The organism is Bythopirellula sp. (assembly GCF_041737835.1).
GTDB lineage: Bacteria > Planctomycetota > Planctomycetia > Pirellulales > Lacipirellulaceae > Bythopirellula.
In genome coordinates this window covers 135140-156770 of record NZ_JBGSQY010000018.1, presented here as the reverse complement: position 1 = coordinate 156770, position 21631 = coordinate 135140, and the positions used below count along the sequence as shown (strand labels likewise).

Below are 21631 nucleotides of genomic sequence, written 5' to 3'. Positions count from 1 at the left end.
CCGTGAAAAGTGTGTGGGCGAGCGCCTCCCACGCATGCGCAATCTAATCCTCCTGGCATTGCGCGGTCAACATGAACAACAGCGCTAGCGTGAAAGTTTGCCGCAATTGAGTGATTCAAATCACTAGCAGGACGCTAGCTGATCTTGCCGAGTTCAACCAAGCGATCGATGACCTGCTGAGCAAGTTCGGGTGGTGCGAGCGTGTTGGAATCAAGCACTACCTCAGGTTTTTCAGGGGCTTCGTAAGGAGAGCTGATACCGGTGAAGTTAGCGATTTCCCCCGCGCGAGCTTTCTTATAAAGTCCTTTGGGATCGCGAGCTTCGCACGTTTCCAGCGAAGCATCGACAAATACTTCAATGAAATCTCCTGCAGGCAAACTGGCTCGCACCGAATCGCGATCGCCACGAAAGGGGCTCACGAACGCAGTGAGCGTGATGAGACCAGCGTTGGCGAGCAGCCCAGCCACGGCACCCACGCGGCGGATATTCTCTTCGCGGTCTTGTTGCGAAAAGCCCAAGCCAAACCGTTTGCCGAATTCTTCGCCGTAGCGCTTTGCTAGCATATCGGGCGTGGCATTCAGGCCGTGACGCACGTTATCGCCATCGAGCAAATAACTGCGCACCTTGCGGTCCCACAGCAGCTTATCAACGACGTTGGCGATCGTGCTTTTGCCGCAGCCGCTCAGCCCGGTGAACCACACCACGCAGCCGCGATGGCCATTGAGTGCTTCGCGATCCGCGCGGGAAACGCTTTGTTCGTGCCAAACAACAATCGGGTCTTCTGCCGCCATAAAAATTGATCCGCCGAGAAAATTAGTTCGCAATGCCTGCCAATTCACACAGATTGGCGGAAACCACCGGTTGAGGGCAACTCCAGACCAAAAAGAATAACGCCTCGCGGCACCAACGGCCAACGGGATGGCCTTGCACGTAGCCCGCCCCTTTGGCTGTAACGAGCGCGGCTTGAGTCGACCGCAGCACCAAGCTATTGGCCCGTTGACGCAACGTTTCCGGCGAGCAACTTGTTTCGCCCCGCACGACCGACATCAGCATGTCATGTGCTTCTTGATAATCGTCTTCAAGTGCGTCCAGTGGCTCGGCCAGCCCCGTCCGTTTACTCGATTCTGTGGCTATGTAATCAAGCGCAGCCCGCGAAAGTCCCAACGCTAGGGTCGAGGTTTGATGGCCGCCGGTGCCAGCTCCCGAGCCAAGCGACATCACGTTCTCCACGGGCCCGGCAATCAGCCAGCGATCTTCGACAAAAACTTGCCCGCAGCGAACTTCGCCCGTGTCACTCGCCGAGACCCCAATCAATTGCGCGGGACACGGCACTGAGACGCCCTGCAACTCCGTCGGGAGCGCGACCAAAACTTGTTCGGCCGTGGCGGCACCGTTTTCCATCATCGTGGCTCCCGTCACGACATGCGCGGCGTGCGGCGCGCCGGTCACCCAAGGGCTATAGCCGTCGAAGACAAATCCGCCGTCGACACGTTCCGCTCGCAACACAGGAGTCTTCACATGTTGTCGGCTGGTGGTGAGATGCGAGATACCCACCGTGGCAAAGCTCTTACCTGAAGCCAGATCGGGAAGCAAAAGTTCTTTGAGTGCTTCGTTGTCGCAGGTAGCGATCCGCCGGCAGGCCCCCGAGCGCTGCGTGATAATGAACGTCGTGGTGAGACATGCCCGACTCAATTCCAAATAGCCGCGGACGATGTCTTCTTGATCCCAGCGCTGGCCACCCCACTCCGGTTCGAGAAACCATTCGAACACGCCGTACTCACCACAGAGCCGCAATTGCTCGGCAGGCCAATCCCCCGTGAGATCGGTTTCGCGCGCATGGGTCGCCAGCTGCTCGCACAACTCGGCGAGGGCAGGGTGGTCCGGTGAGGTGATCTTGGCGGGCATGGTTGGCAATCGTTTACGGATTCATAGCAGAAGTTCTTGGCTACGAACCTTCATTCTATCCGATTGACCACGAACTAGCCACGCAGGGCGGTTACCGTTACTGTGCTATGAATGGGTTGGAGTTTAAGAAATTGGCGGCGATATCGGTAAGTGCAAAGATGAAAAAGCCGATAACGGCAAGCAACTCCGGCTCACCCCATTTGGGCTGCGATGGGTAAGCTTTTTTGTTGGCAGTGCGATAGATTTTCAGGCACACCCCTGCAATTAGAATCAGTCCGCCCAAGAGTGTAAGCGGACCATAAAGATATCTTATGAACGCGATTGTGGCATAGGGCGACATGGTGTCAGTTTACCACCAATCAAAAATATCAACCACTGCCTGACAGCACGCTGCAGGCAGTGGTTGATATCAAAAATTAAGCTTTTCGAAAGGGTTGCCAACTACCGCATGTTCATGTCGGAGCTCAACCCACCTGCGGCCACCAAATAGGCGTGCTTCACGTAGTCCATCACCATGCGATGGGCGCTGAACCGTGCGGCCAGGGTCGCGATCGAATTGGTCATCCGGTGAATCCACGCCTTGGGCAAGCCGTCGGTATCGCGGTCGTAGAAGAGCGGAATCACTTCTTCTTTGAGCACGCGCATCAAGTCTTCGGCATCGCGTTGATCGGCAATCGCCGTATCGCGGTGCTGCATGCCGTGGCCGATGGCAAAGCCATTCATACCGTTGAAGGCTTCCGCCCACCAACCATCGAGAATCGAGCAATTCAAGCCGCCGTTGAGCACGACCTTCTGACCGCTTGTACCCGAGGCTTCCAAAGGACGCCGAGGATTGTTCAGCCACACGTCGACCCCTTGGGTCAGATGCCGACCGACGTTGATATCGTAATCTTCCACGAAGACGATCTTGCCTGCAAAGCGCGGATCGAGGCGCAAGTTGGCAATTCCTTGAATCAACTTTTTACCCGGCTCGTCGGCGGGGTGGGCCTTGCCGGCGAACACGAATTGAATCGGATGATTCACGTCGTCGAGCAACTCCATGAAAAAATCGAGGTTTCTCAGAAACAAATCGGCACGCTTGTAAGTGGCAAATCGCCGCGCGAAGCCAATCGTTAGCGCGCTCGGGTCGAGCACCATGCGAGCCGCTTCGACGGACGCTTCATCTTCGTTGCGACGGCGGCATTGACGGCTCACACGACGACGGACGAATTCCAGCAAGCGACTCTTGAGCGCGTTGTGCGTTTCCCACAACTCGCCCGGGTCGATTGAGTAAACTTTCTGCCAGGTCTTGGCATCGCCCATCCGTTGTTGCCAATCGGAGTCGAGATACTTGTCGTAAAGCATCTGCATCGGATGTGCGAGCCAACTCGGCACGTGGACACCGTTGGTGATATGGCCGATCGGAATTTCTTCCTCGACCCGCCAGGGCCACAGGTGCGACCACATCCGCCGCGACACATAACCATGCAGCGAGCTCACGGCATTGGCACGCCGAGAAAGCTTCAGACCGATGACCGTCATGCAGAACAATTCGTTTTCGTTCTGCGGCTCGACGCGGCCGAGGCCCATCAGTTGTTCATAGGAAATGCCAAGTTGCTGGCGAAGTGGGCCCAAATGCTCTTCGACCAGTTTGCCTTCAAAGCGGTCGTGACCCGCGGGGACCGGCGTGTGGGTGGTGAACACCGTGTGCTGGGCCACGTCGCGCAGGGCATCGTCGAACGACAGGCCGTCGTCGCTCATCCGCTCGCGAATGACTTCCAGCGGAGCGAACGCGCTGTGGCCTTCGTTCAAGTGATACACGCCTGGGAAAATATCAAGCGCTCGTAAGGCTTTAACACCTCCGACCCCGAGGACCAATTCTTGGCGAATGCGGGTGCGCACGTCGCCACCATAGAGCCGGCTCGTCAGTTCGCGATCTTCCGGGCGATTGCCTTCGACGTCGCAGTCGAGAAGATACAGCGGCACGCGGCCTACGCGCATCAACCACACCTTAGCGAGCAATTGCCCGTCCAATGTGTCGATCGAAATGGTGATCGGCTTGCCGCTCTTATCGCGGGCTGGCTCCATCGCGAGGTTCTCAACTTTGGTGTCGAGGTATTCTTCCTGTTGCCAGCCCTCGGCATCGAGATGTTGCTTGAAATAGCCTTGGTCGTAAAACAAACCAATAGCCACCAGGGGCACGCCCAGGCCGCTCGCGCTTTTGATATGGTCGCCGGAAAGCACACCCAAGCCGCCGGAGTAAATCGGCACGGATTCGTGAATGCCGAACTCTGCCGAAAAGTAGGCAACCGGCATCGAACCCAACACGCCCGCCTCGCGAGCGCCCCAAGTGCTTTGAGTATTTCCGAGATAATCCTTCATGCGGCGGTGCGCTTGATTAATGCGCGTGTAGAGCACCATTTCGCTCGCGCGTTGGGCCACTTGCTCGGGAGTCATCTCCGACAAAAGGGCCACCGGATTGTGATCCAATTGCCGCCAACGGACGGGATCCAAATCGCGGAACAACGCGACCACCTCAGGATGCCAGCTCCACCACAAGTTGCGCGACAGCGTCACCAACTTGTCGTAAAGAGCTTGAGGTGTGATTTCGGTCCAACTGTCGCGTGGGGGCTTGGCTACACTGCTGCCGGGGATCTCGGTTTGGCTCATAAGGGTCGCTTTCTCTAAGGGTCCCCAAAAAGTTGCCGCTAAAATCTTGGGATCGGACGTGCGAAAAATCCAATCGGCGTGACGCTTGCCTGCGCCCCGCGTAATCGTTCTGTTTGGCTTATCTTAGCAAATGCCCATCAAGCGTGAACAACCGGCAAAAAATGCCTGTTTCAAGTCTGCTGGATTATAACGGATCGGTGGGAGGGTTAGGCTCAAATTTCACCGCGGCAATCAATCACCGCAAGAGAAAGGCAAATTTCTGTGTGTTCAAGCGGAAGAAACTACGGTTGCTTGCAAGGTGGGAATGGCAAAGAATGCTAGTTTATCGGATGCCGCAGGTATGCCAATTAGCCTATATTATTCTCGCACGGATTGCCAGCAGGAAACGTTCGTTCCGGAGAACTGACAACACCCGGATGTTTGGCGAAGTCCCTGTGGAGCTGGGAGAAACAGTCAAGCTGTAAGTCCTGTGCGTGAGATTATTTGCGAGTAACCGACGGAAGGATTCCCGCAGAGGAAGTCATTCATTGCGAATCACCGCCGCACAATTTACAGTAACAACCGCTCTATATTACCACCGATTGGGAGATAACACTGTTGACGACGATTGCCCAGGCTTACGGTCCCGACAAGTTCGGCCTCTCCTTTGAATTGTTCCCCCCTAAGACCGAGGCGGGGGTGCTGGGGCTACAGGTTCATCTCGATCGCCTTGCCACGTTCAAGCCGAGCTACATGACCTGCACCTATGGGGCGGGGGGCTCGACCCAGAATCGCACGTTGGAAGTCATCTCTTCCGTGCGCAAGCAATACGATATCCCCGTGGCCACACATCTTACCTGTGTCGGCAGTACGGTCGATCAATTGCACTCCTATCTCGAACGCGCGCGGATCCTTGGTGTGAACAATGTCGTGGCTTTGCGTGGTGACCCCCCCAAAGGGGAAACCGCCTTTACGGCGGTGGACGGTGGCTTTTCCTATGCGAACCAGCTTGTGGAATTTATTCGCAAAGAATTTTCCGACATGGGAATCGCCGTGGCTGGCTATCCCGAAACACACGTGGAAGCCCCCAGCCCAGAACAAGATCTCGCAAACTTGATGAACAAGGTCGACGCGGGGGCCGACGTTGTGATCACGCAGTTGTTCTACGACAACGCCGACTTTTTTAGTTTTCGCGATCGCTGCGTCTCCTTGGGGATCAAAATTCCCATCGTTCCCGGTCTGCTTCCCGTGACCAATGGCGCGCAAATTCAACGCATCACGTCGCTCTGCGGAGCGAAACTTCCGGCAAAGTTCCTGGCCGATCTGTCGAAACACGAAGATGGCTCGGAAGGGCAGTTTGAAGTCGGCGTAGAATTCGCCATGAGACAAACCGCCGAGCTCGTCGCCGCGGACGTGCCGGGAATCCATTATTATGTGCTCAACAAATCCGAGGCCACCGAGCGCGTGCTCAAAGGTGTTGGCATCCCTCGATAGATGCAGTTTAGAATCCAGAGCAACTTAACCGTGAGCGGCCAGAGAACGCGATGAGTGGAGTTGCCGTTCCCAGCGAGAATCTCACCGGCCGCCAAGTCGGCGGCTATTTGGTTCTCCGGCGGCTCGGTTCGGGGGGGATGGCCGACGTCTATCTGGCCGAGCAAAGATCGCTAGGCCGGCAAGTCGCGCTCAAAGTGCTGCATGCTCAACTTGCACACGATCCCAGCTACATCGAGCGCTTCCACAATGAAGCCCGCGCCGCGGCTTCGCTCGTGCATCCCAACATCGTGCAGATTTACGAAGTGGGGCACGCCGACGGAATCCATTTTATCGCGCAGGAATTTGTGGCCGGCAAAAGTCTCGACGAAATCCTCGCTCACAAAGGGGCCCTCGACCAGGGCGTGGTGCTCGACATTCTTCGGCAAGTCGCGTTAGCCCTCTGCAAAGCGGCGGAAGTCGGCATCGTTCACCGCGACATCAAGCCCGCCAACATCCTGTTCAGCACCACCGGCTCGGTGAAAGTAGCCGACTTCGGACTCGCGCGGGTCCTTTCCGTCGACAACAAAACGCTCACGCAGGTGGGCGTCGCGATGGGGACCCCGCTTTACATGAGTCCCGAGCAAATCGAAGGCCGCCCCGTCGATGCACGGAGCGATATCTATTCGCTCGGCGTGACAAGCTACCACCTACTGGCTGGCGAACCGCCGCACACGGGCGAAACGGCCCTGGCGATTGCCGTGCAGCATCTCAATAAAGCGCCGCGTGCGCTTGGCAGCGTGCGTGAAGGGTTGTCCGAGCGATTAATCGACATCGTGCATCGCATGATGGCCAAGCAACCGACCGATCGCTACGCCTCTCCGTCGCAGTTGCTCACCGAACTCAAAGAACTAGCCGTTCAGGCTTCTCAATCTGGCTGGGCCGTGGGGCCTGAGGAATGGTCGCTCGTCGAATGGATTGCCACCAGCGATTCGCGCAGCGAAGCCAGCGCGGAGCTCGGGAAGCTGATGCGGGAAGAATCTCGCTTGCAATCCGCCGGTTGGAGTCGTCTCAAAACGATTGGGCTCTTGCTCGCGGCCATCGTGTTCGGCGGCTTATTGGGTTTAGTCACTCAGCGGCAGCAATTTCTGCTCCGTGGTTCACGCACCTCGCCGATTCCCAAGCGCGAAACCGTCGGCGCGCAATTGTTCCACGCCAAGATGGTCGACAGCGAACCGGCGTGGCGAGCCGTGTGGGAAAATTTTCCCAACGAAGACCCATTCTACAAGCAACTGGCCCAGCAAGGCTTGGTCCGGCACTTCTTGCTCGTCTCTCAGGAGCAAGCCGGTTACGACCGTGCTATACCCATTTTGCTACAACTCAAAGAGCAAGCGGGCGAAAACGATTCGCTCAAAGCGTTCACGCTCGCAGCGGAATATCTCTGTCTCAAACAGCTCGGCCACGAACGCGAAGCCGCGGAAGTCTATTCGCAACTCACCCCACCACTGCTCGACGAGCTGAACCGCAGCGAAAACCAGCTCTACGAATTGCTCGAATCCGCCGAAGCAAATCGCTAAGCGGCGGTTTCGCATAACCTCTTCTGGTGGCCAAATCCAGGCAAAAATGGCCAAAATCCTTGCGCAAAAACCATACATAAAATTAGTGTACAAATGTATATTTTTGGCCACCAATTTATGCTAGTTTTTTGTTCGTCCGCTAACACTCCTTTTCGTTCGAGGACGAACACCCATGCGCCACACTTTTTGCTTTGCCGAAGAGCCTGAACCTTGGTTGGAAGATCCCTGGGATGCCTTCCTGGCTGATGACGACGAACGCGATCCGCAGCCCGAGTATGGCGATTTCTGGCCCGAGGAGGATGTCGATGCCTTGTCGCCCGCAACCTGGAAATACCGGGAGGTGCCGCCATGTTGCCACTAGCCGTGGTCGACGAAATCCGGCAGTTGCTCGCGTTAGGAGAATTGTCGCAGCGACAGATCGCCGCGCAGCTTCAAGTAAGCCGCGGCACGGTGCACAACATTGCCTCGGGTAAGCGGGGGCACCATGGCCGCGAATTGCAAGAAGGATCAGCTAAAGGCTTTTCGCATCCCCAGCGCTGTCCAGGTTGCGGAGCGATGGTTGCGATGCCGTGCGTGTTGTGCCGGGCGCGCGAGTTTCGGAACAACCGGGTTGTGCATCGCTGCATAAAACGAAGCTACAAGCGTGTGGCATAAAAAGCGTTATGGCCCGCCGGTGGAGTTAAAGATGGCCCAGAGACTCATGGCCACGTACATGAGCATCAATATCCACCAACCGAACACGAGAATGCCCGGCAGTTCAATGCCGATCACTTGAATTGCCAGTCCCAACACAGCGACGACACCCAGAATCAACGAAGCAGTGTTCGGACCAAACAAGGTGGCAATCGTCAACACAACCGCAGCGACGGCGAACGTGCCCATGATCTGCTTGAGCGAGAACGAAAAACTCAATGCCGGCTTTGTAGGAACCAACTCTTCTTCGTCGGGTTCCAAACCGGCCATCCGCTCAGTCACGACAGTTTCTTTTTTGCGAGATTGTTCCAGACGGGCTTCAATTTCCAGTCGCCGCCGTTCGCGTGCTAAACGCTCGCTGCGTTCTTTACGCAAGACGTACCACCAACCCGCCGCCAAGGTCATCAATCCGGCGATGAAAATGCCGTTGCAGCCACCCCCCAATTTGATGACCGACATGAATACGGCGACCAAAGCCGTCGCGACCAACAGATGCCAGGTCGTGAATCGAAAGCTCTTGAGGTCGTCGAGCCCAATTGCCTCGGCTTCGGTGGGAACGTCGAAGGTTTCCAGCCGCGCGGCTCGGGCTTCGGTTTCTTCCACTTGCCGCGTGGCACGCACCCGGGCATGCTCCAACACTTCCTCGTCGACGTCTTCGAGTTCCAACTCGTAGTCATCGTCTTCGTCGTCAGGATCGGCCATGGGGGTTATCTCGCGTTCCGGCGGGCAGGCTGCTTTTCCTTATTGTTGACTCCACGATGGCGAGCCGCAACGCTGATTTGCCCCCTTGTGAGCAGGTGTCCGCATTGCGACGATGCTTTAAACCATGCCGCTCGCGGCTTAGCGTTCTTGCTTAATCACGGAATTGAATACCAACATGAAGTTCCTCATCACCGCCCTCGGAAGTTACGGCGACGTCCATCCGATGGTTGGATTGGGCGCGACACTCCAAGCGCGGGGGCATCGCGCGGTCATTATCACCAATCCCCATTTCCAGCAGCTTGTCGAATCGATGGGGATGGAATGCTTGCCCCTGGGGACGGCCGAGGAATATCACAAACTGGCCCACCATCCCGATTTGTGGAATCCGACGCGCGGGCCGCGGCTCATTATGGGTTTGATGGCGCGCACACTTCGCAATTTGTATAACCTCATCGAAGTGAACGTCGAACCAGGGAACACGGTGCTCGCAGCGCACTGCCTCGATTTCGCCAGCCGCATCTATCACGAGAAGCACGGCACGCCGATGGCGAGCATCCACTTCGCGCCGGTGGCCCTACGAAGTTTTCACGAGTCGCCGCAGATGTTTTTTATGCTGATGTATCCGTGGCTGCCGAAATGGTTTCGCCGATTGCAATTTTGGCTCGCCGATAAAGTCGTCGATTACTTATTGGCAGGTGAGATTAACTCGCTCCGCCGAGATTTGGATTTGCCACTCGTGAGTCGTGTTATGCACGAGTGGTATTTCTCCCCGCAAATGGTGCTCGGCTTATTTCCCGCGTGGTTCGGCCCGCCGCAACCCGATTGGCCTCCCAACACCCGCGTCACGGGCTTCCCGCTCTGGGATGAAGCGGTGGTCGAACTTCCCGCGCCCGTCACCGAATTCTTGCAAGCCGGAACGCCTCCCATTGTGTTCACCCCCGGCTCGGCCAAGACCGATGCCGATTGGTTCTTCGCCGCCGCCGTGGAAGCTTGCCAAAATTTGAATCAGCGCGGGATTTTGCTTTCACGCTATGCGAACCAGATACCCCAGCAACTGCCGCCGGGCGTTGTTCACTTTTCGTTCGTGCCATTCAGCCAACTCTTGCCCCACGCGTCGGCGTTCGTGCATCACGGCGGCATCGGCTCCTGCGGGCAAGGTCTGGCCGGCGGCGTGCCGCAGATCATCATGCCGATGGCCTACGACCAACTCGACAACGCTGCGCGATTACAGCGCCTGGGCGTAGCCGATGTGCTACCCCCCAAAAAATTCACAGGGCCAAATCTCACCCGTGTGCTCAGCAAGTTGCTCTCAACTCCTAGCGTGGCAGAACGCGCTCAGCATTGGGCAGCGGAAATGAAACAGCATGATGCGCTGGTTGAAACATCCGCGGAGTTGGAACGGCTCGGAAGTAGGAATGATGGCTGACTAAGGACGAATGACGAAATACCCAATGACGAAAGAATTAGTTCTGTCATTCGTCATTCTGTCATTTCCCTTAATACCGCACTGTCGATTTCGACTGCTGCACCGTCCGCGTGCCATCGGGCGGCGTCACCACCGGCGGAGCCCCCGTCACCCCTTGGCTCGCCTGGAGCGAGGCGACGCGGGTTTCGATTGCGGGCTGAAAGCGATTGATCGCCAGCGAGCGTTGATAATTAGCGAGCGCTTGTTGCGTGTCGCCGGTCGATTCTCGCAGCCGGCCCAGAGCCGTCAAAGCGCGGCTGTTGTGGGGATCGATCGTGATCGCCTGCTCCAAACTGACGGCGGCTTGCTGTGTGTTGTTCGACTCTTCATACAACCGCGCCAGCTCGATGCGTGGTTCCGGACTCTGTGGATTGCGCGAGGCCCAGCCTTCGAGCAAGCGGTACGACGCATCCTGCCGACCCGTTTCAGCCAACAGTACCGCGAGCCCCCGATAACATTCCGTGCAGTTGGGATCGTAATCGAGGCACTGGTTGTACAACTGCTCGGCTTGTTGCAAATCGGCGGGCCGATTGTAGAGCTTGCCGTTCTTGTGCATCGCCGAAGCCAGATTGTAGTAAGCACTCGCCGAGCTAGGGTTGCTCGCGATCGCTTTCTGGAACGTCTCAGCGGCTTGTTGATAGTTGCCGTTTTGATAGAGCCGCACACCCTCGGCGTTGAGCGATTGCGACGTAAAGCCGTTACAACCAACTTGCACTCCGAGCGCGAACGCACAAAGCCCGGTGAACAGAACTTTGGTGGAAAAGGATGGGTGCATGGTGGCTGCCGCACGTCTTGCGCGTTCCTGGGGAACTTCGAGCGATAAGGTTTTGCCGGAAGAAACGGCTGCACGAATCGGCCGTTCTGGGCGGGAAAAATAGCAATACTGGCCGTCGAACGCAACCCAAATGGCGGCTGGCGCGACTTTGCGGCCACCCGAGCGAGCCATTTGCTGGCACAGCCAAAAACTCTCGCTAAACCGGACAATCCGCACCAACCGGAATCTTTACTGAAATCGGTTATTTTTCGTGGCCCATCCATTTTGCCCAGTCGCTATTCCGAAGATTGCTAGCATCTCACCACGAGATCGCCGTATTCCACCTGCAATCTGTCCAACCAAGGAGCCCTCCCCATGGCGGTTAAGAAAGCCACAGCGACCACCACTTCCAGCAAGAAGAACAATGCCACCAAGACCGGTAAGCAAGTTCCTTCGCCCAAGGGACGTTTGGCCAAGACCGGCAAGACCACCAGCGAAGAAGTCGCCGGTGACGAGGAAGTGATCATCGACCGCCGCCGGAATGGACGCCGTGAAGAGAGCGAGAATCCCGCCGCCCCCAAGCTCGAACGCCGCACCAAGGTTCAACGCCGTCGGCAGATTGATCCCACGACGTGCGAACGCGATTACTCCGACGAAGAGGTGGGCTTCATGAACGCCATGGACGAATACAAACGCACAAGCGGCCGGATGTTCCCCACGTGCAGCGAAGTCTTGGAAGTCATCCGCGGCCTGGGCTATGTGAAGCTCACCCCCGCCGAGATCGCCACGATTCGCCCTGAAGTGACCGACAGCGTGGTGGAGATGACCGAAGAGACGATCGACGAAGAAGCCGAATTCAGCTTCGACGAAGAATAAGAAATTACGACCTCAGGTCGATTAAGATATCCGCAATCGAATGAAGCGGGGTACGCAAGTGCCCCGCTTTATTATTTGAAGCCGTTGTTTTATTGAAAATAGACAACTCAATAGCTGCGACGCAACGAGTCGCAGGGTCTACATTTTTACTTCACCACGTCCGCAACGATGTCGCGCAGCTCTTTGACCGACACCTCGGCGAGATCCTTCCCCTTGCGAGCCAAGTGCTCGTTGATCTTGATGGCAGTCTCTTGCATTTGGCCGTGCGTCTCTTGTGAGCCACCAGCCAAAAAGAAGTTCGGCCCGCGTGTGATCCGCTTGTGGCCATCTTCGGCGTCGAACGCCAAGCCCAAAAGTCCCGCGCGGGGCTTTTCTTGCGCCTGTTGCTTATCGGGGAATTGTTCCGGTGGAATCCGTGAAGCCATGATCAATTCATCGGTGGGGTGAGTTGGCAGGAACGGGCCACTAAGCCGCTAAAATATTCTATCGCAGAGGCACGACCAAGGAAAACAGCGGTTCTCCAGCCGGATCGCAACGCGATCCAGGAAGCCACAGAGATCAAGCGGCCTACCGCCGCCGATTCCAAGTACGCAGCGCCTCAACGGCCGCTTCGCGGCTATCCTTGGTGGCGGGCTGCTTAAGCTGCGGCGGAAGCTTACCAGGCTCTTTTTTGATCTTGGACTTATCAGCGGCACCGTCATCTTCAAGTTCGTCCTCATGGACATCCACGGTGGCTGCCTCTTCGAGCTTCTTCACCGCTTCGCGCAGTTCGCTCGCCTTCGTGTCATCAAGCTTGATCGTTTGCGTATCGGAGAAGGAACCTCTCGGTTTATCGGTGTCGATGAGCCAACCAGAAATGTCTTCTACCCCAATGGGCCCACTGCTCTTGGCCGCGGTCCGTTCCACCGCTTCTGCGACGGTTTTCACTTCTGGCTTCTTTTCGTTGGCGAGTCCCGTGGAGATCGTCAGCATGAAGCCGAGCGAACCGATGACAATATCGTCGCCAGAATGGAGTTCGGTCACCCCGCTGATTTTCTCGCCGTTGACGACGGTGCCGTTGCGGCTGCCAAGATCTTCGATCGTCACTTTCGTGCCGTCGCGCCGGATTGCGCAATGCTTACGGCTAATCGATGTGCTCCCGGCGCAGAGGTGGCACTCGGGGCTGCGACCGATCAAGAATTCTTCTTTCTTGACGGCGATCTTGGCTCCAATTTTGGACCCTTTTGTGACTTTGAGAATTACATCCATGGCGCTGCCAGCCATTGTCAAAAAATAGCGCGTGCTCTGAGAAGGTCGCCTCGACTACGTTGATCCAATCGAAATCAACCCAGCCAGGGCAGGGCCCCGTAAGTTCAGGGCATGGTGGCACCATGGCACGAATTCGCACCGCAACTACGGCGTGATTCGCGGACAAGGCGACATCCCCCCCGGGACCTCCTCATAACCGCAGAATATCACGAACTTGGGAACAAGCCTAATTTCCTCGACTTGTTCTTTTGGAATTCTAGTAAGTGCAAGATGCTGTATAACCCCTCCGTGGAGGGGTGGTGGGCATCCGCTAACGCAACTCAGTCTCAGTGAGAAGCTTTAGGATGACCTACCGCTTTCATCGGTCTCGAAGCTGGACAGCGTTCACCGCTTTTCAGTCCAAAGCCGATTTCCATACTTTTCATCGTGCAGAGTGACGGCCCACGCGCGACATTGACCGGAGAGGTTTCGCTCACCGAATTCAACACCGATGGCTTGTGGAAGCTGCGTGATCAGTTCACTCGCTAGATAAGCTGTAACTAACCTAGTATCGCACACATCATTCAGACCTGCAAGTTCGGGACCATGCTCCGAGCGTGAAAGCAAAATGCTTCCATGCTGCAGCACGGCTCCACGACTGCGGCGTTGGGCACTCCCTACGATTTTGTAATCACCCGTTGCATTTGTCGGTTGAGCGATCAAATCTCCTGGGGAACGCCGTAAAAAGCACAGAAATGGTTCTGGCAGATTTTTACTAATCCCCGTTTTCTCGACCTTGCGCAGGGTTGAAGCGGGACAGCTTTTTGGAAGCGAATTGCGCAATACCGCAAAGAGCAGCTCATGCACAGCGTTGTACAGACTTTGTGCATCGGCCGAGAGCGGATGCGTCGCTGGCAGTGCCAAGCTGTATGTCAATTCGTGATCGTGCAGAATTGCCCCGCCGCCACTTTGCCGCCTGACAACGGCCACATTCATGCTCGCGGGATGCTGCTCTCGATCTGCGTATTTCTGGAAATAACCGAGCGATAGGGTCGGTTCATTCCACTCGTAGAAACGCAAGCTTGCGGTGCCGTCAGTCGCCGCTTCTTTTAACAGCGCTTCATCGACCGCCATATTCCACGCGCCGCTTTGCGGCGGGTCAACAATGAGGCGGCACGGAAATGGAAACTTGGAATTGTTCAAAATTGGAATTAACCACAAAGCCACTAAGTACACAAAGAAAGACAGATAAGACTTTTCTTAGTGCCCTTTGTGCCTTAGTGATTCAATAATTCTGAAACTACTGAGCAAGCGCCGCCCAAGTCAGCACCGGTTGGCGTGCCGCGCGAACTTCGTCGGGACGACTCACCGCCGTCGTGTGCGGCGCATCGTGTAGCAATTGAGGGTCCTCGCCCGTGATGCGGAACAGCACTTCCGCGAAGGCGTCGAGCGTTTCCTTGCTCTCCGATTCGGTCGGTTCGCACATCATCGCCTCGGGGACGGTGAGCGGGAAGTAAACCGTCGGTGCGTGGAAGCCGTAATCCAACAACCGCTTGGCCACGTCCATCGCCGTGATCCCTTTTTCCTTTTTCAAGTTCGTGGCCGACGCGACGAACTCGTGCATGCAGCGGTTCCCCTGTGGCACGGGCACGATATGCTTCACGCGGCTCAGCAAGTAGTTGGCGTTGAGCACAGCGTTTTCAGAGACGGAACGCAACCCATCGGGGCCGTGTGTGCGGATGTAGCAGTAAGCCCGCACCAACACCCCCACGTTGCCAAAGAAGGAGCGGACCTGGCCAATCGACTTGGGCATATCGAAATCCAACCAGTAGCGCTCGCCATCTTTGCGCACGATCGGTGCGGGTAGATAGGGGCCCAATTTCTTCGTCACACAAATCGGTCCAGCGCCAGGGCCACCGCCGCCGTGGGGACCGCTAAAGGTCTTGTGCGGATTGTAGTGCTGCATGTCGGCGCCAAAATCGCCAGGACGCGAGATCCCGAGGATCGCGTTCATGTTCGCACCGTCGAGATAAATCAGCCCACCGACTTTGTGAACCGCGTCGGCAATCGCCTTCATGTTTGGTTCGAACAAGCCGAGCGTACTCGGATTGGTGATCATCATCACGGCCACTTCATCGTCAAGCTTCGTCGCGAGATCCGCCATGTCGACAAAGCCATCGGAAGTGGTCTTGACCGTAATCGACTGGTAGCCCGCCATCGCGGCACTCGCGGGATTTGTGCCATGGGCGTTGTCGGGCGCGAGCACTTTCGTGCGATGCTGATTCTGATCACGGAAATACGCCGCCGCCACCAGAAGGGCTGTGTACTCACCGTGGGCCCCCGCGGCCGGCTGCAGGCTGCACGCTTCCAGCCCCGAAATTTCTTGCAGATATTCTTGCATCTCGTACAGCAGCGCAAGCATCCCCTGCAAAGTTTCCTCGGGCTGATAGGGATGCAGATCGGCAATGCCGCTCATCGCCGCGGCCCGTTCGTTGCGCTTGGGGTTGTACTTCATCGTGCAACTTCCCAGCGGATAGAAATGCGTATCGACCGACATGTTGAGCGTCGACAGATTCACAAAATGCCGCACAATCTGCGGCTCGGAAAGCTCTGGAAGTGCCGGAGGCTTGGCTGCGACCGCTTCAGCGGGCAGCAGATCATGAATCTCTTGCTCAGGCACATCGCACGCCGGCAACCGCGCCGCACGACGGCCCGACTTCGAGAGTTCGCACAACAATTTCGTATCGCGGGTATTTCGCATAGTTAGAACTTTTTACCACGAAGGCACAAAGGACACGAAGAAGCGGGGCTTAGTGTTCTTGGTGTCTTTGTGGTGATTAATTCGTTGACATCGCCGTCGATGCTTGTTTTGTAGGAGCTTGAACCAATGTCTTCACCAATCCATCAATTTCCGCCTTCGTTCGCTTCTCGGTCACTGCCACAAGGAAACAGTCCGCGAGTTCGGGATACCAACGGCCCAACGGCACGCCGGCCATGTAGCCGCAGTCCAAGGCGAACTTCAATAATTCATCGACGCGATTATCGGCGTCACGGATCACAAACTCTTTGAACGTAGGTTCGTTAAACGCGAGCGAGAACCGTTCATTCTGACAAAGTTGTTCCGCAGCATAGCGGGTCTTTTGCAAGCAAAGATTGGCCGTCTCGCGCAGGCCTTGGGGGCCCATTTGCGCGAGATACACCGTTGCCCGTAGCGCGAACAAACCTTGATTCGTGCAAACATTGCTCGTGGCCTTCTCACGGCGGATATGTTGCTCTCGAGTTTGCATCGTGAGGACGTAGCACGTGTTGCCCCGGCGGTCGACCGTCTGCCCCGCGATGCGGCCCGGCATGCGGCGCACCAAGCTCTTTTCACATGCCAGGATTCCCAAATAGGGCCCGCCATACGACATCGGCGTGCCGAGCGTGTGACCTTCGGCGACCGCGATGCTGGCTCCATAGTCCCCTGGACGCTTGAGAATCCCAAGGCTGATCGGATCAAACGCCGCGATCAACAACGCTCCGGCTTCTTTCACGATCTTGCTCACGGCGTCGGCATCTTCCACGCAGCCGAAGAAGTTGGGCTGCTGCAAAACCACCGCCGCCACGTTTTCGTCGAGCGCTTCAGCCAAGATTTCGGGATCGATTACACCACCCGGAGTTTTGATCGTCACGACTTCCGTCGGGAGGTTCTCGAGATACGTGGCAATCGTCGCGCGATATTCGGGATGCAGGCTCTCGGGAACGATTACTTTTCCATGTCGGCCCGTGTGCGAGATCGACATCAACACGGCGTCCGCCGCTGAGCTGGCCCCGTCGTAGAGACTGGCGTTGGAGATATCCATGCCGGTCAACTCGGTGATGAGCGATTGATACTCGAACATGACCTGCAAGTTGCCTTGGCTCGCCTCGGCTTGGTAGGGTGTGTAGGACGTGTAAAACTCGCTGCGCGAGCCGATTACGTCGACCACGGCGGGCACGAAATGGTCGTAGCTGCCACCCCCCAAGAAGCAAACTTTGTTGCCAGGCGAGGCATTCTTGCCCGCTAGCTCGCGCATGTGCTGATCGAGTTCCATTTCCGACAGGGCAGGGGGGATCTGGAGCGCGCCCTCGAATTTCAATTCCGCGGGAATCGTGTCGAAGAGCTCCTCGATCGAGCTCGCCCCAATCGCGGCCAGCATCGCTTGTTGATCTTCAGGCGTGTTATAAAGATATGGCATTTATGAAAATGACAGTCACATGTCATTCCGAAAGGAGTTCTACGACTCGAGGAATCTGGTTTCCTCGCGTGTTCGTATTCTATGCGGGTCGGTGGTACTGTCGCTTTTAATTCTCTTCCTTGCACTGCTTCTCATACGCAGCGAAGTCGAGCAGCTTAGACAGTCCTGCTTCGTCACTGATCTTAATCTTAGCAATCCAGCCCGCGTTGTACGGATCGCGGCTGAGCGTTTCCAGCGAATCGGGCAGCGAGGTGTTCACGGACACCACTTCGCCGTCGACAGGCGAGTAGATGTCGCTCACGGCCTTCACCGATTCCACTTCACAGAACGGCTGCTCGGCTTCAACCTGCTTGCCAACCTTGGGGAGATCAATGAACACCAAGTCGGTGAGCGCCTCAACGGCAAAGGCCGAGATCCCCAACGTGGCGAATTTCGCGCCGCCTTCCTCTGCGATCGAGACCCATTCATGGGTTTTCGCGTAAAGCAAATCTTCCGGTTTCACTTTTGAATTCTCCATCTACTCAATAAGCCTCTTGCGGCTTAGCGTTTATAAATCGTTTATTTATCTTCCCCGCTCATAGAACGGCAGCGGCACCACAGTCGCCGGATGCTCCTGGCCACGCACGTCGACTGCCAAGTGGGTTCCCGCCGCTGCGGCGGGCGGTGCGACATACGCCATCGCAATCGGATGGTTAAACGTCGGCGAAAACGTGCCGCTCGTGACGTGACCCGCTTCTTGGTTGCCAAGCAAAATGGTGGCCCCTTCGCGAGCCACTCGCCGGCCTTCCATCTGGATGCCGACCCGCACGGGCTGAGTCGAGTTACGTTGCAGACCTCTCAAGGCCTCCGCCCCGATAAAGTCGCGCTCGCGCAAGTTGATTGCAAAATCAAGCCGCGCTTGGATCGGATTGATCTCTTCGCTCAGCTCATGTCCATACAGAGGCATGCCCGCTTCAAGTCGCAGCGTATCACGGGCACCCAACCCAACCGCACGACCACCGACAGGTTCGCTCGCGGCCATGACCTGTTCCCAGATTTCGACAACCTTATCGCTGGGGCAGACAATCTCGCAGCCATCCTCCCCCGTGTAACCGGTGCGGCTGACGAACGATTCCACGCCGCAGACGTCGGTCACCTGGCCCGTGTAGTAGCGGAGCGAAGTCAACTCGCAACTGCATAGCGGATCGAGAACTTCAATCGCCCGCGGGCCTTGCACGGCAATCATGCCGTAGGTGGTCGTGATGTCTTCAAGCGTTACATCGAAGCCCGACTTGTGTGCTTCAAGCCAGTCGAGCATCTTGGGCCGATTGCTGGCGTTGACCACCAAGCCGTAACCCGACGACTTGCCGCTGGCGAGCGTCACTTGATAACAGAGCACGTCATCGAGAATTCCGCCCGACTCGTTACACACGAGCGAGTAGCGAATCTGATGCGGCCGCATGTCAAGCACGGCGCGGGTCATTAGCTTGTCGAGATACTTCGCCGCGTCGGGGCCGTCGATCAACACGCGGCCCATGTGCGAGATGTCGAACATCCCGACCGCAGTGCGAGTGGCTTGGTGCTCTTCGACGATGCCGGTGTATTGGACGGGCATCGACCAGCCACCGAATTCGACCATCCGCCCCCCATGCGCAGAGTGCCAATCAAACAGGGGAGTGTGAGTCAGTTGGTCGTTGTTACTCATGACAAATCCGTTCAAACCGATGCACGCCGAGAAGCCGTATTCTAACGGTTTGCCCGCGCGGTGCCAGGGGCCAGAGATTTAGCCGCAGAGTAAGCTGAGAGTTAACTTCGGCCGAGAAAAATGCTACCGCTTCTTGCGCTTGCGGCCGACCTTGCCATCGGTTTTTCGGTCCCCCTTGCGAGGCTTTTGCTGCCGTGCTTGGGGATTAAATTTACGCTTGCCTTGCCGCCCTCCCTCCGCGCCGCCGATCTTTTCGAGCAGTCGCAGATCGAGCTCTCGCCGTTCGACGTCGACTGCCGCCACCGCCACGCGCACGGGGTCGCCGAGCCGATAAGTATTCCCCGAGCGGAAGCCGCTGATGACGTGTCCCGCTTTGTCAAATTTGTAGTAATCGTCGGTGAGCGAAGTAATGTGCACAAAGCCTTCCGCGGGAAGATGCGTCCCCATGACGAACAAGCCGAAATTTTCGACCCCGGTGATGATGCCATCCATCTGCATGCCGACTTTGTCTTGCAGATACAACAGCAGCTTCACCTTGTTGAGTTCGCGTTCCGCTTCGGTCGCGCGTTGTTCGCGGTCGCTGCAATGATCGCCCAGTGCCAAGAGTTCCATCAAATGTTGATCGGGAGTTTTGCCTTGGCTCACCTGTTCGATCAGGCGGTGGATCGTGAGATCAGGGTAGCGACGAATGGGAGACGTGAAGTGGCAATAACATTTGCTCGCCAGAGCATAGTGGCCCTCTTCTTCGGGGCTGTAGACGGCCCGTTGCATCGCCCGCAGCACTGCGTAGTTCACGGCATGCTCGCGTGAATCTTCCTTCACATTGTTGAGCAAATCTTGCAAAGCAAAGCGGTCTTCTAAGCTATCAGTCTTAAAGCCCAGCTCGCTGACAAAATCGGTGAGCGATTTCAATTTGCGCGGTTCGGGCGAACCATGCACACGCCGCAAGAACAGTACACCCTTATCCGCGAGCATCTCGGCGACCGCTTCGTTGGCCGCGAGCATGAATTCTTCGATGATTTGGTGGCTCTCGGTGTTGATCTCCAGATGCGCCCCTGCCACGTTGCCGTGCGTGTCGAGGTCGATTTCCAACTCGGGCATGTTGAGTTCCAACGAACCCCGCTTCATGCGGCGATCGCGCAAGATCATCGCCAGTTCGTGCATCCACGACAGCAAGCCATGGACTTCCGGGGTGAGATTTTTCTTCCAACCCGCCCGATCGGCCAGGAACTCATCCACTTCTTCGTAGGTGAACCGCCGGCAGCTTTTGATCGCACTTTTGAACACGTCGGTGTGGATGCGTTGCCCTTCGGGACTGAATTCAATCCGCGCCGTGATCGCATACCGCACACGATCAGGCTGCAAGCTCGCCAAATTATTCGAGATAATTTCCGGGATCATCGGAATCACACGATCGGGCAAATACACGCTCGTCGCGCGTTCCTTGGCTTCTTGATCCAGCGGCGACTTCGTCCGCACGAAGTGCGACACGTCGGCGATATGCACCCCCAACAGCCAGTGGCCGTTGGGTTGTTGGACCAATGAGATCGCGTCGTCAAAATCGCGGGCCGTCACGGGATCGATCGTGATCACTGTTTCGCCCGTGATGTCTTGCCGATTCTTGAGGTTCGTTTCGTCAAACAACGCCGCCTGTTCGCGGGCATCTTCGAGCGTGGCGTCGCTAAACTCGCCAGGAAGATTGAATTCGCGAATGATCGAAAGCGTATCGACCCCCGGCTCGCCACGCTTGCCGAGGATTTCAATGATGACCCCTTCGCCGTCGCGCAAATGCGAAGGAAAGCGGACCATCTCGACCACAACCTTGTCGTCGGGCTGAGCCCCCTTCGCGCCGGGATCTCCAACGAAAACGGGGCTCGAAAAAATCTTGCCATCGATCTGCACGACCCCCATGCCGGCCGTCACGGCATACGTGCCAACGAAACGGTTGGTCGCTCGCTCGACGATGTCGATGATGCGCCCTTCGCTTTTCCCCATCCGCCCGACGCGGCTGCTCAAGCGAATCCGCACAATGTCGCCGTTGGCCGCATCACCCGTCGCATTGGCAGGGATAAAAATATCGGCATCGCGTCCCGACCCCGCGGGAGTTCCTTCGGGCCGCAAAAAACCAAACCCAGCATCCGCGCGGCGGAATGTGCCTACTACGTGTTTGGCGGGCTTTGTTTCGTCGTCATTGGGGACTTCAGTGGCTTGGCCTTTCTCGGCGGTGTAAACGAGATGACTTGGCCCCCAGGAGAGCTTCCCTGCCTTGACCATCTTCTTCACGACGCGGCGAAACCGCGAAACATCATCCCCTTCGAGCCCCAGCTTCTTAGCCATCACCGCCGGCTTCACAGGCCGATATTTCGGGTCGTTCACGTAACGGAGAATGGCGGTTTCGTATTCTTGCATGAGATACAGAGGTCAGAGTTCGGT

General features: G+C 56.8%; 20 protein-coding genes. 6 read left to right on the top strand and 14 right to left on the bottom strand.

All coding sequences use genetic code 11. The features are described 5' to 3' along the window. Nucleotides 1-134 precede the first annotated feature (134 nt). The 4 genes from cysC to glgP all read right to left on the bottom strand — a co-directional run bounded on the left by cysC (nt 135) and on the right by glgP (nt 4554). On the bottom strand, nt 135-791 hold the full coding sequence (gene cysC / locus AC6T8Q_RS04215) for an adenylyl-sulfate kinase (RefSeq protein WP_500677889.1): 657 nt from the start codon (nt 789-791) through the stop codon (nt 135-137). Between the two features lie 22 nt (nt 792-813). Continuing rightward, complete coding sequence (locus tag AC6T8Q_RS04210; RefSeq protein ID WP_500677888.1) at nt 814-1905, bottom strand: acyl-CoA dehydrogenase family protein; 1092 nt, start codon at nt 1903-1905, stop codon at nt 814-816. Nucleotides 1906-2002: 97 nt separating this feature from the next. Continuing rightward, nucleotides 2003-2245, bottom strand: a complete 243-nt coding sequence (locus AC6T8Q_RS04205; protein WP_500677887.1) for a hypothetical protein — start codon at nt 2243-2245, stop codon at nt 2003-2005. 101 nt (nt 2246-2346) lie between these two features. Further along, nucleotides 2347-4554 carry an alpha-glucan family phosphorylase gene (gene glgP / locus AC6T8Q_RS04200; protein ID WP_500677886.1) on the bottom strand — a complete coding sequence of 736 codons (2208 nt, stop codon included), beginning with the start codon at nt 4552-4554 and terminating at the stop codon, nt 2347-2349. A 597-nt stretch (nt 4555-5151) separates the two neighbouring features. On the opposite strand from glgP, the gene metF reads away from it, so the two are divergent. From metF to AC6T8Q_RS04180, 4 genes are all read left to right on the top strand, one after another. Next, nucleotides 5152-6027, top strand: coding sequence for a methylenetetrahydrofolate reductase [NAD(P)H] (gene metF, locus AC6T8Q_RS04195; protein ID WP_500677885.1), 876 nt, complete (start codon nt 5152-5154; stop codon nt 6025-6027). 50 nt (nt 6028-6077) lie between these two features. Next, complete coding sequence (locus AC6T8Q_RS04190) at nt 6078-7580, top strand: serine/threonine-protein kinase (protein ID WP_500677884.1); 1503 nt, start codon at nt 6078-6080, stop codon at nt 7578-7580. 172 nt (nt 7581-7752) lie between these two features. After that, nucleotides 7753-7941 (top strand): hypothetical protein, encoded by a 189-nt coding sequence (locus tag AC6T8Q_RS04185; RefSeq protein WP_500677883.1) that lies wholly within the window; start codon nt 7753-7755, stop codon nt 7939-7941. Next, a complete protein-coding gene (locus AC6T8Q_RS04180) occupies nt 7929-8234 on the top strand; it encodes a hypothetical protein (protein ID WP_500677882.1) in 306 nt (101 codons plus the stop codon). Before AC6T8Q_RS04185 ends, AC6T8Q_RS04180 begins: the two co-directional genes overlap by 13 nt. A 6-nt stretch (nt 8235-8240) precedes the next feature. On the opposite strand, the gene AC6T8Q_RS04175 is transcribed toward AC6T8Q_RS04180, so the two are convergent. Then, nucleotides 8241-8975, bottom strand: a complete 735-nt coding sequence (locus AC6T8Q_RS04175) for a hypothetical protein (protein ID WP_496921564.1) — start codon at nt 8973-8975, stop codon at nt 8241-8243. A gap of 175 nt (nt 8976-9150) precedes the next feature. On the opposite strand from AC6T8Q_RS04175, the gene AC6T8Q_RS04170 reads away from it, so the two are divergent. After that, a complete protein-coding gene (locus AC6T8Q_RS04170) occupies nt 9151-10401 on the top strand; it encodes a glycosyltransferase (protein WP_500677881.1) in 1251 nt (416 codons plus the stop codon). A 70-nt stretch (nt 10402-10471) separates the two neighbouring features. On the opposite strand, the gene AC6T8Q_RS04165 is transcribed toward AC6T8Q_RS04170, so the two are convergent. Continuing rightward, complete coding sequence (locus AC6T8Q_RS04165; RefSeq protein WP_500677880.1) at nt 10472-11386, bottom strand: tetratricopeptide repeat protein; 915 nt, start codon at nt 11384-11386, stop codon at nt 10472-10474. A gap of 183 nt (nt 11387-11569) precedes the next feature. Between AC6T8Q_RS04165 and AC6T8Q_RS04160 the strand changes: the two genes are divergently transcribed. After that, entirely contained in the window at nt 11570-12070 is a 501-nt protein-coding gene (locus tag AC6T8Q_RS04160) for a hypothetical protein (protein ID WP_500677879.1), read from the top strand. A 146-nt stretch (nt 12071-12216) separates the two neighbouring features. Here the strand turns inward: AC6T8Q_RS04160 and AC6T8Q_RS04155 are convergent, their stop codons facing one another. The 8 genes from AC6T8Q_RS04155 to rnr all read right to left on the bottom strand — a co-directional run bounded on the left by AC6T8Q_RS04155 (nt 12217) and on the right by rnr (nt 21607). Beyond that, entirely contained in the window at nt 12217-12495 is a 279-nt protein-coding gene (locus AC6T8Q_RS04155; RefSeq protein ID WP_500677878.1) for a hypothetical protein, read from the bottom strand. Between the two features lie 142 nt (nt 12496-12637). Continuing rightward, nucleotides 12638-13333, bottom strand: coding sequence for an FHA domain-containing protein (locus AC6T8Q_RS04150; protein ID WP_500677877.1), 696 nt, complete (start codon nt 13331-13333; stop codon nt 12638-12640). A 369-nt stretch (nt 13334-13702) separates the two neighbouring features. After that, nucleotides 13703-14431 carry a lipoyl protein ligase domain-containing protein gene (locus AC6T8Q_RS04145; protein WP_500677876.1) on the bottom strand — a complete coding sequence of 243 codons (729 nt, stop codon included), beginning with the start codon at nt 14429-14431 and terminating at the stop codon, nt 13703-13705. Nucleotides 14432-14597: 166 nt separating this feature from the next. Further along, nucleotides 14598-16058, bottom strand: coding sequence for an aminomethyl-transferring glycine dehydrogenase subunit GcvPB (gene gcvPB, locus AC6T8Q_RS04140; RefSeq protein ID WP_500677875.1), 1461 nt, complete (start codon nt 16056-16058; stop codon nt 14598-14600). Nucleotides 16059-16134: 76 nt separating this feature from the next. Beyond that, entirely contained in the window at nt 16135-17514 is a 1380-nt protein-coding gene (gcvPA, locus tag AC6T8Q_RS04135; protein WP_500677874.1) for an aminomethyl-transferring glycine dehydrogenase subunit GcvPA, read from the bottom strand. Between the two features lie 106 nt (nt 17515-17620). Then, complete coding sequence (gene gcvH, locus AC6T8Q_RS04130; protein ID WP_500677873.1) at nt 17621-18031, bottom strand: glycine cleavage system protein GcvH; 411 nt, start codon at nt 18029-18031, stop codon at nt 17621-17623. Between the two features lie 45 nt (nt 18032-18076). Next, nucleotides 18077-19198 (bottom strand): glycine cleavage system aminomethyltransferase GcvT, encoded by a 1122-nt coding sequence (gene gcvT / locus AC6T8Q_RS04125; protein ID WP_500677872.1) that lies wholly within the window; start codon nt 19196-19198, stop codon nt 18077-18079. A 123-nt stretch (nt 19199-19321) separates the two neighbouring features. Then, entirely contained in the window at nt 19322-21607 is a 2286-nt protein-coding gene (rnr, locus tag AC6T8Q_RS04120; protein WP_500677871.1) for a ribonuclease R, read from the bottom strand. Nucleotides 21608-21631 lie beyond the last annotated feature (24 nt).

Bases quoted from the DNA above. Each gene is read 5' to 3' on its own strand.
- cysC (WP_500677889.1), bottom strand. From the start codon at position 791: ATGGCGGCAGAAGACCCGATTGTTGTTTGGCACGAACAAAGCGTTTCC.
- AC6T8Q_RS04210 (WP_500677888.1), bottom strand. From the start codon at position 1,905: ATGCCCGCCAAGATCACCTCACCGGACCACCCTGCCCTCGCCGAGTTG.
- AC6T8Q_RS04205 (WP_500677887.1), bottom strand. From the start codon at position 2,245: ATGTCGCCCTATGCCACAATCGCGTTCATAAGATATCTTTATGGTCCG.
- glgP (WP_500677886.1), bottom strand. From the start codon at position 4,554: ATGAGCCAAACCGAGATCCCCGGCAGCAGTGTAGCCAAGCCCCCACGC.
- AC6T8Q_RS04190 (WP_500677884.1), top strand. From the start codon at position 6,078: ATGAGTGGAGTTGCCGTTCCCAGCGAGAATCTCACCGGCCGCCAAGTC.
- AC6T8Q_RS04185 (WP_500677883.1), top strand. From the start codon at position 7,753: ATGCGCCACACTTTTTGCTTTGCCGAAGAGCCTGAACCTTGGTTGGAA.
- AC6T8Q_RS04180 (WP_500677882.1), top strand. From the start codon at position 7,929: ATGTTGCCACTAGCCGTGGTCGACGAAATCCGGCAGTTGCTCGCGTTA.
- AC6T8Q_RS04175 (WP_496921564.1), bottom strand. From the start codon at position 8,975: ATGGCCGATCCTGACGACGAAGACGATGACTACGAGTTGGAACTCGAA.
- AC6T8Q_RS04170 (WP_500677881.1), top strand. From the start codon at position 9,151: ATGAAGTTCCTCATCACCGCCCTCGGAAGTTACGGCGACGTCCATCCG.
- AC6T8Q_RS04165 (WP_500677880.1), bottom strand. From the start codon at position 11,386: ATGGCTCGCTCGGGTGGCCGCAAAGTCGCGCCAGCCGCCATTTGGGTT.
- AC6T8Q_RS04160 (WP_500677879.1), top strand. From the start codon at position 11,570: ATGGCGGTTAAGAAAGCCACAGCGACCACCACTTCCAGCAAGAAGAAC.
- AC6T8Q_RS04155 (WP_500677878.1), bottom strand. From the start codon at position 12,495: ATGGCTTCACGGATTCCACCGGAACAATTCCCCGATAAGCAACAGGCG.
- AC6T8Q_RS04150 (WP_500677877.1), bottom strand. From the start codon at position 13,333: ATGGCTGGCAGCGCCATGGATGTAATTCTCAAAGTCACAAAAGGGTCC.
- AC6T8Q_RS04145 (WP_500677876.1), bottom strand. From the start codon at position 14,431: ATGGCGGTCGATGAAGCGCTGTTAAAAGAAGCGGCGACTGACGGCACC.
- gcvPB (WP_500677875.1), bottom strand. From the start codon at position 16,058: ATGCGAAATACCCGCGATACGAAATTGTTGTGCGAACTCTCGAAGTCG.
- gcvPA (WP_500677874.1), bottom strand. From the start codon at position 17,514: ATGCCATATCTTTATAACACGCCTGAAGATCAACAAGCGATGCTGGCC.
- gcvH (WP_500677873.1), bottom strand. From the start codon at position 18,031: ATGGAGAATTCAAAAGTGAAACCGGAAGATTTGCTTTACGCGAAAACC.
- gcvT (WP_500677872.1), bottom strand. From the start codon at position 19,198: ATGAGTAACAACGACCAACTGACTCACACTCCCCTGTTTGATTGGCAC.
- rnr (WP_500677871.1), bottom strand. From the start codon at position 21,607: ATGCAAGAATACGAAACCGCCATTCTCCGTTACGTGAACGACCCGAAA.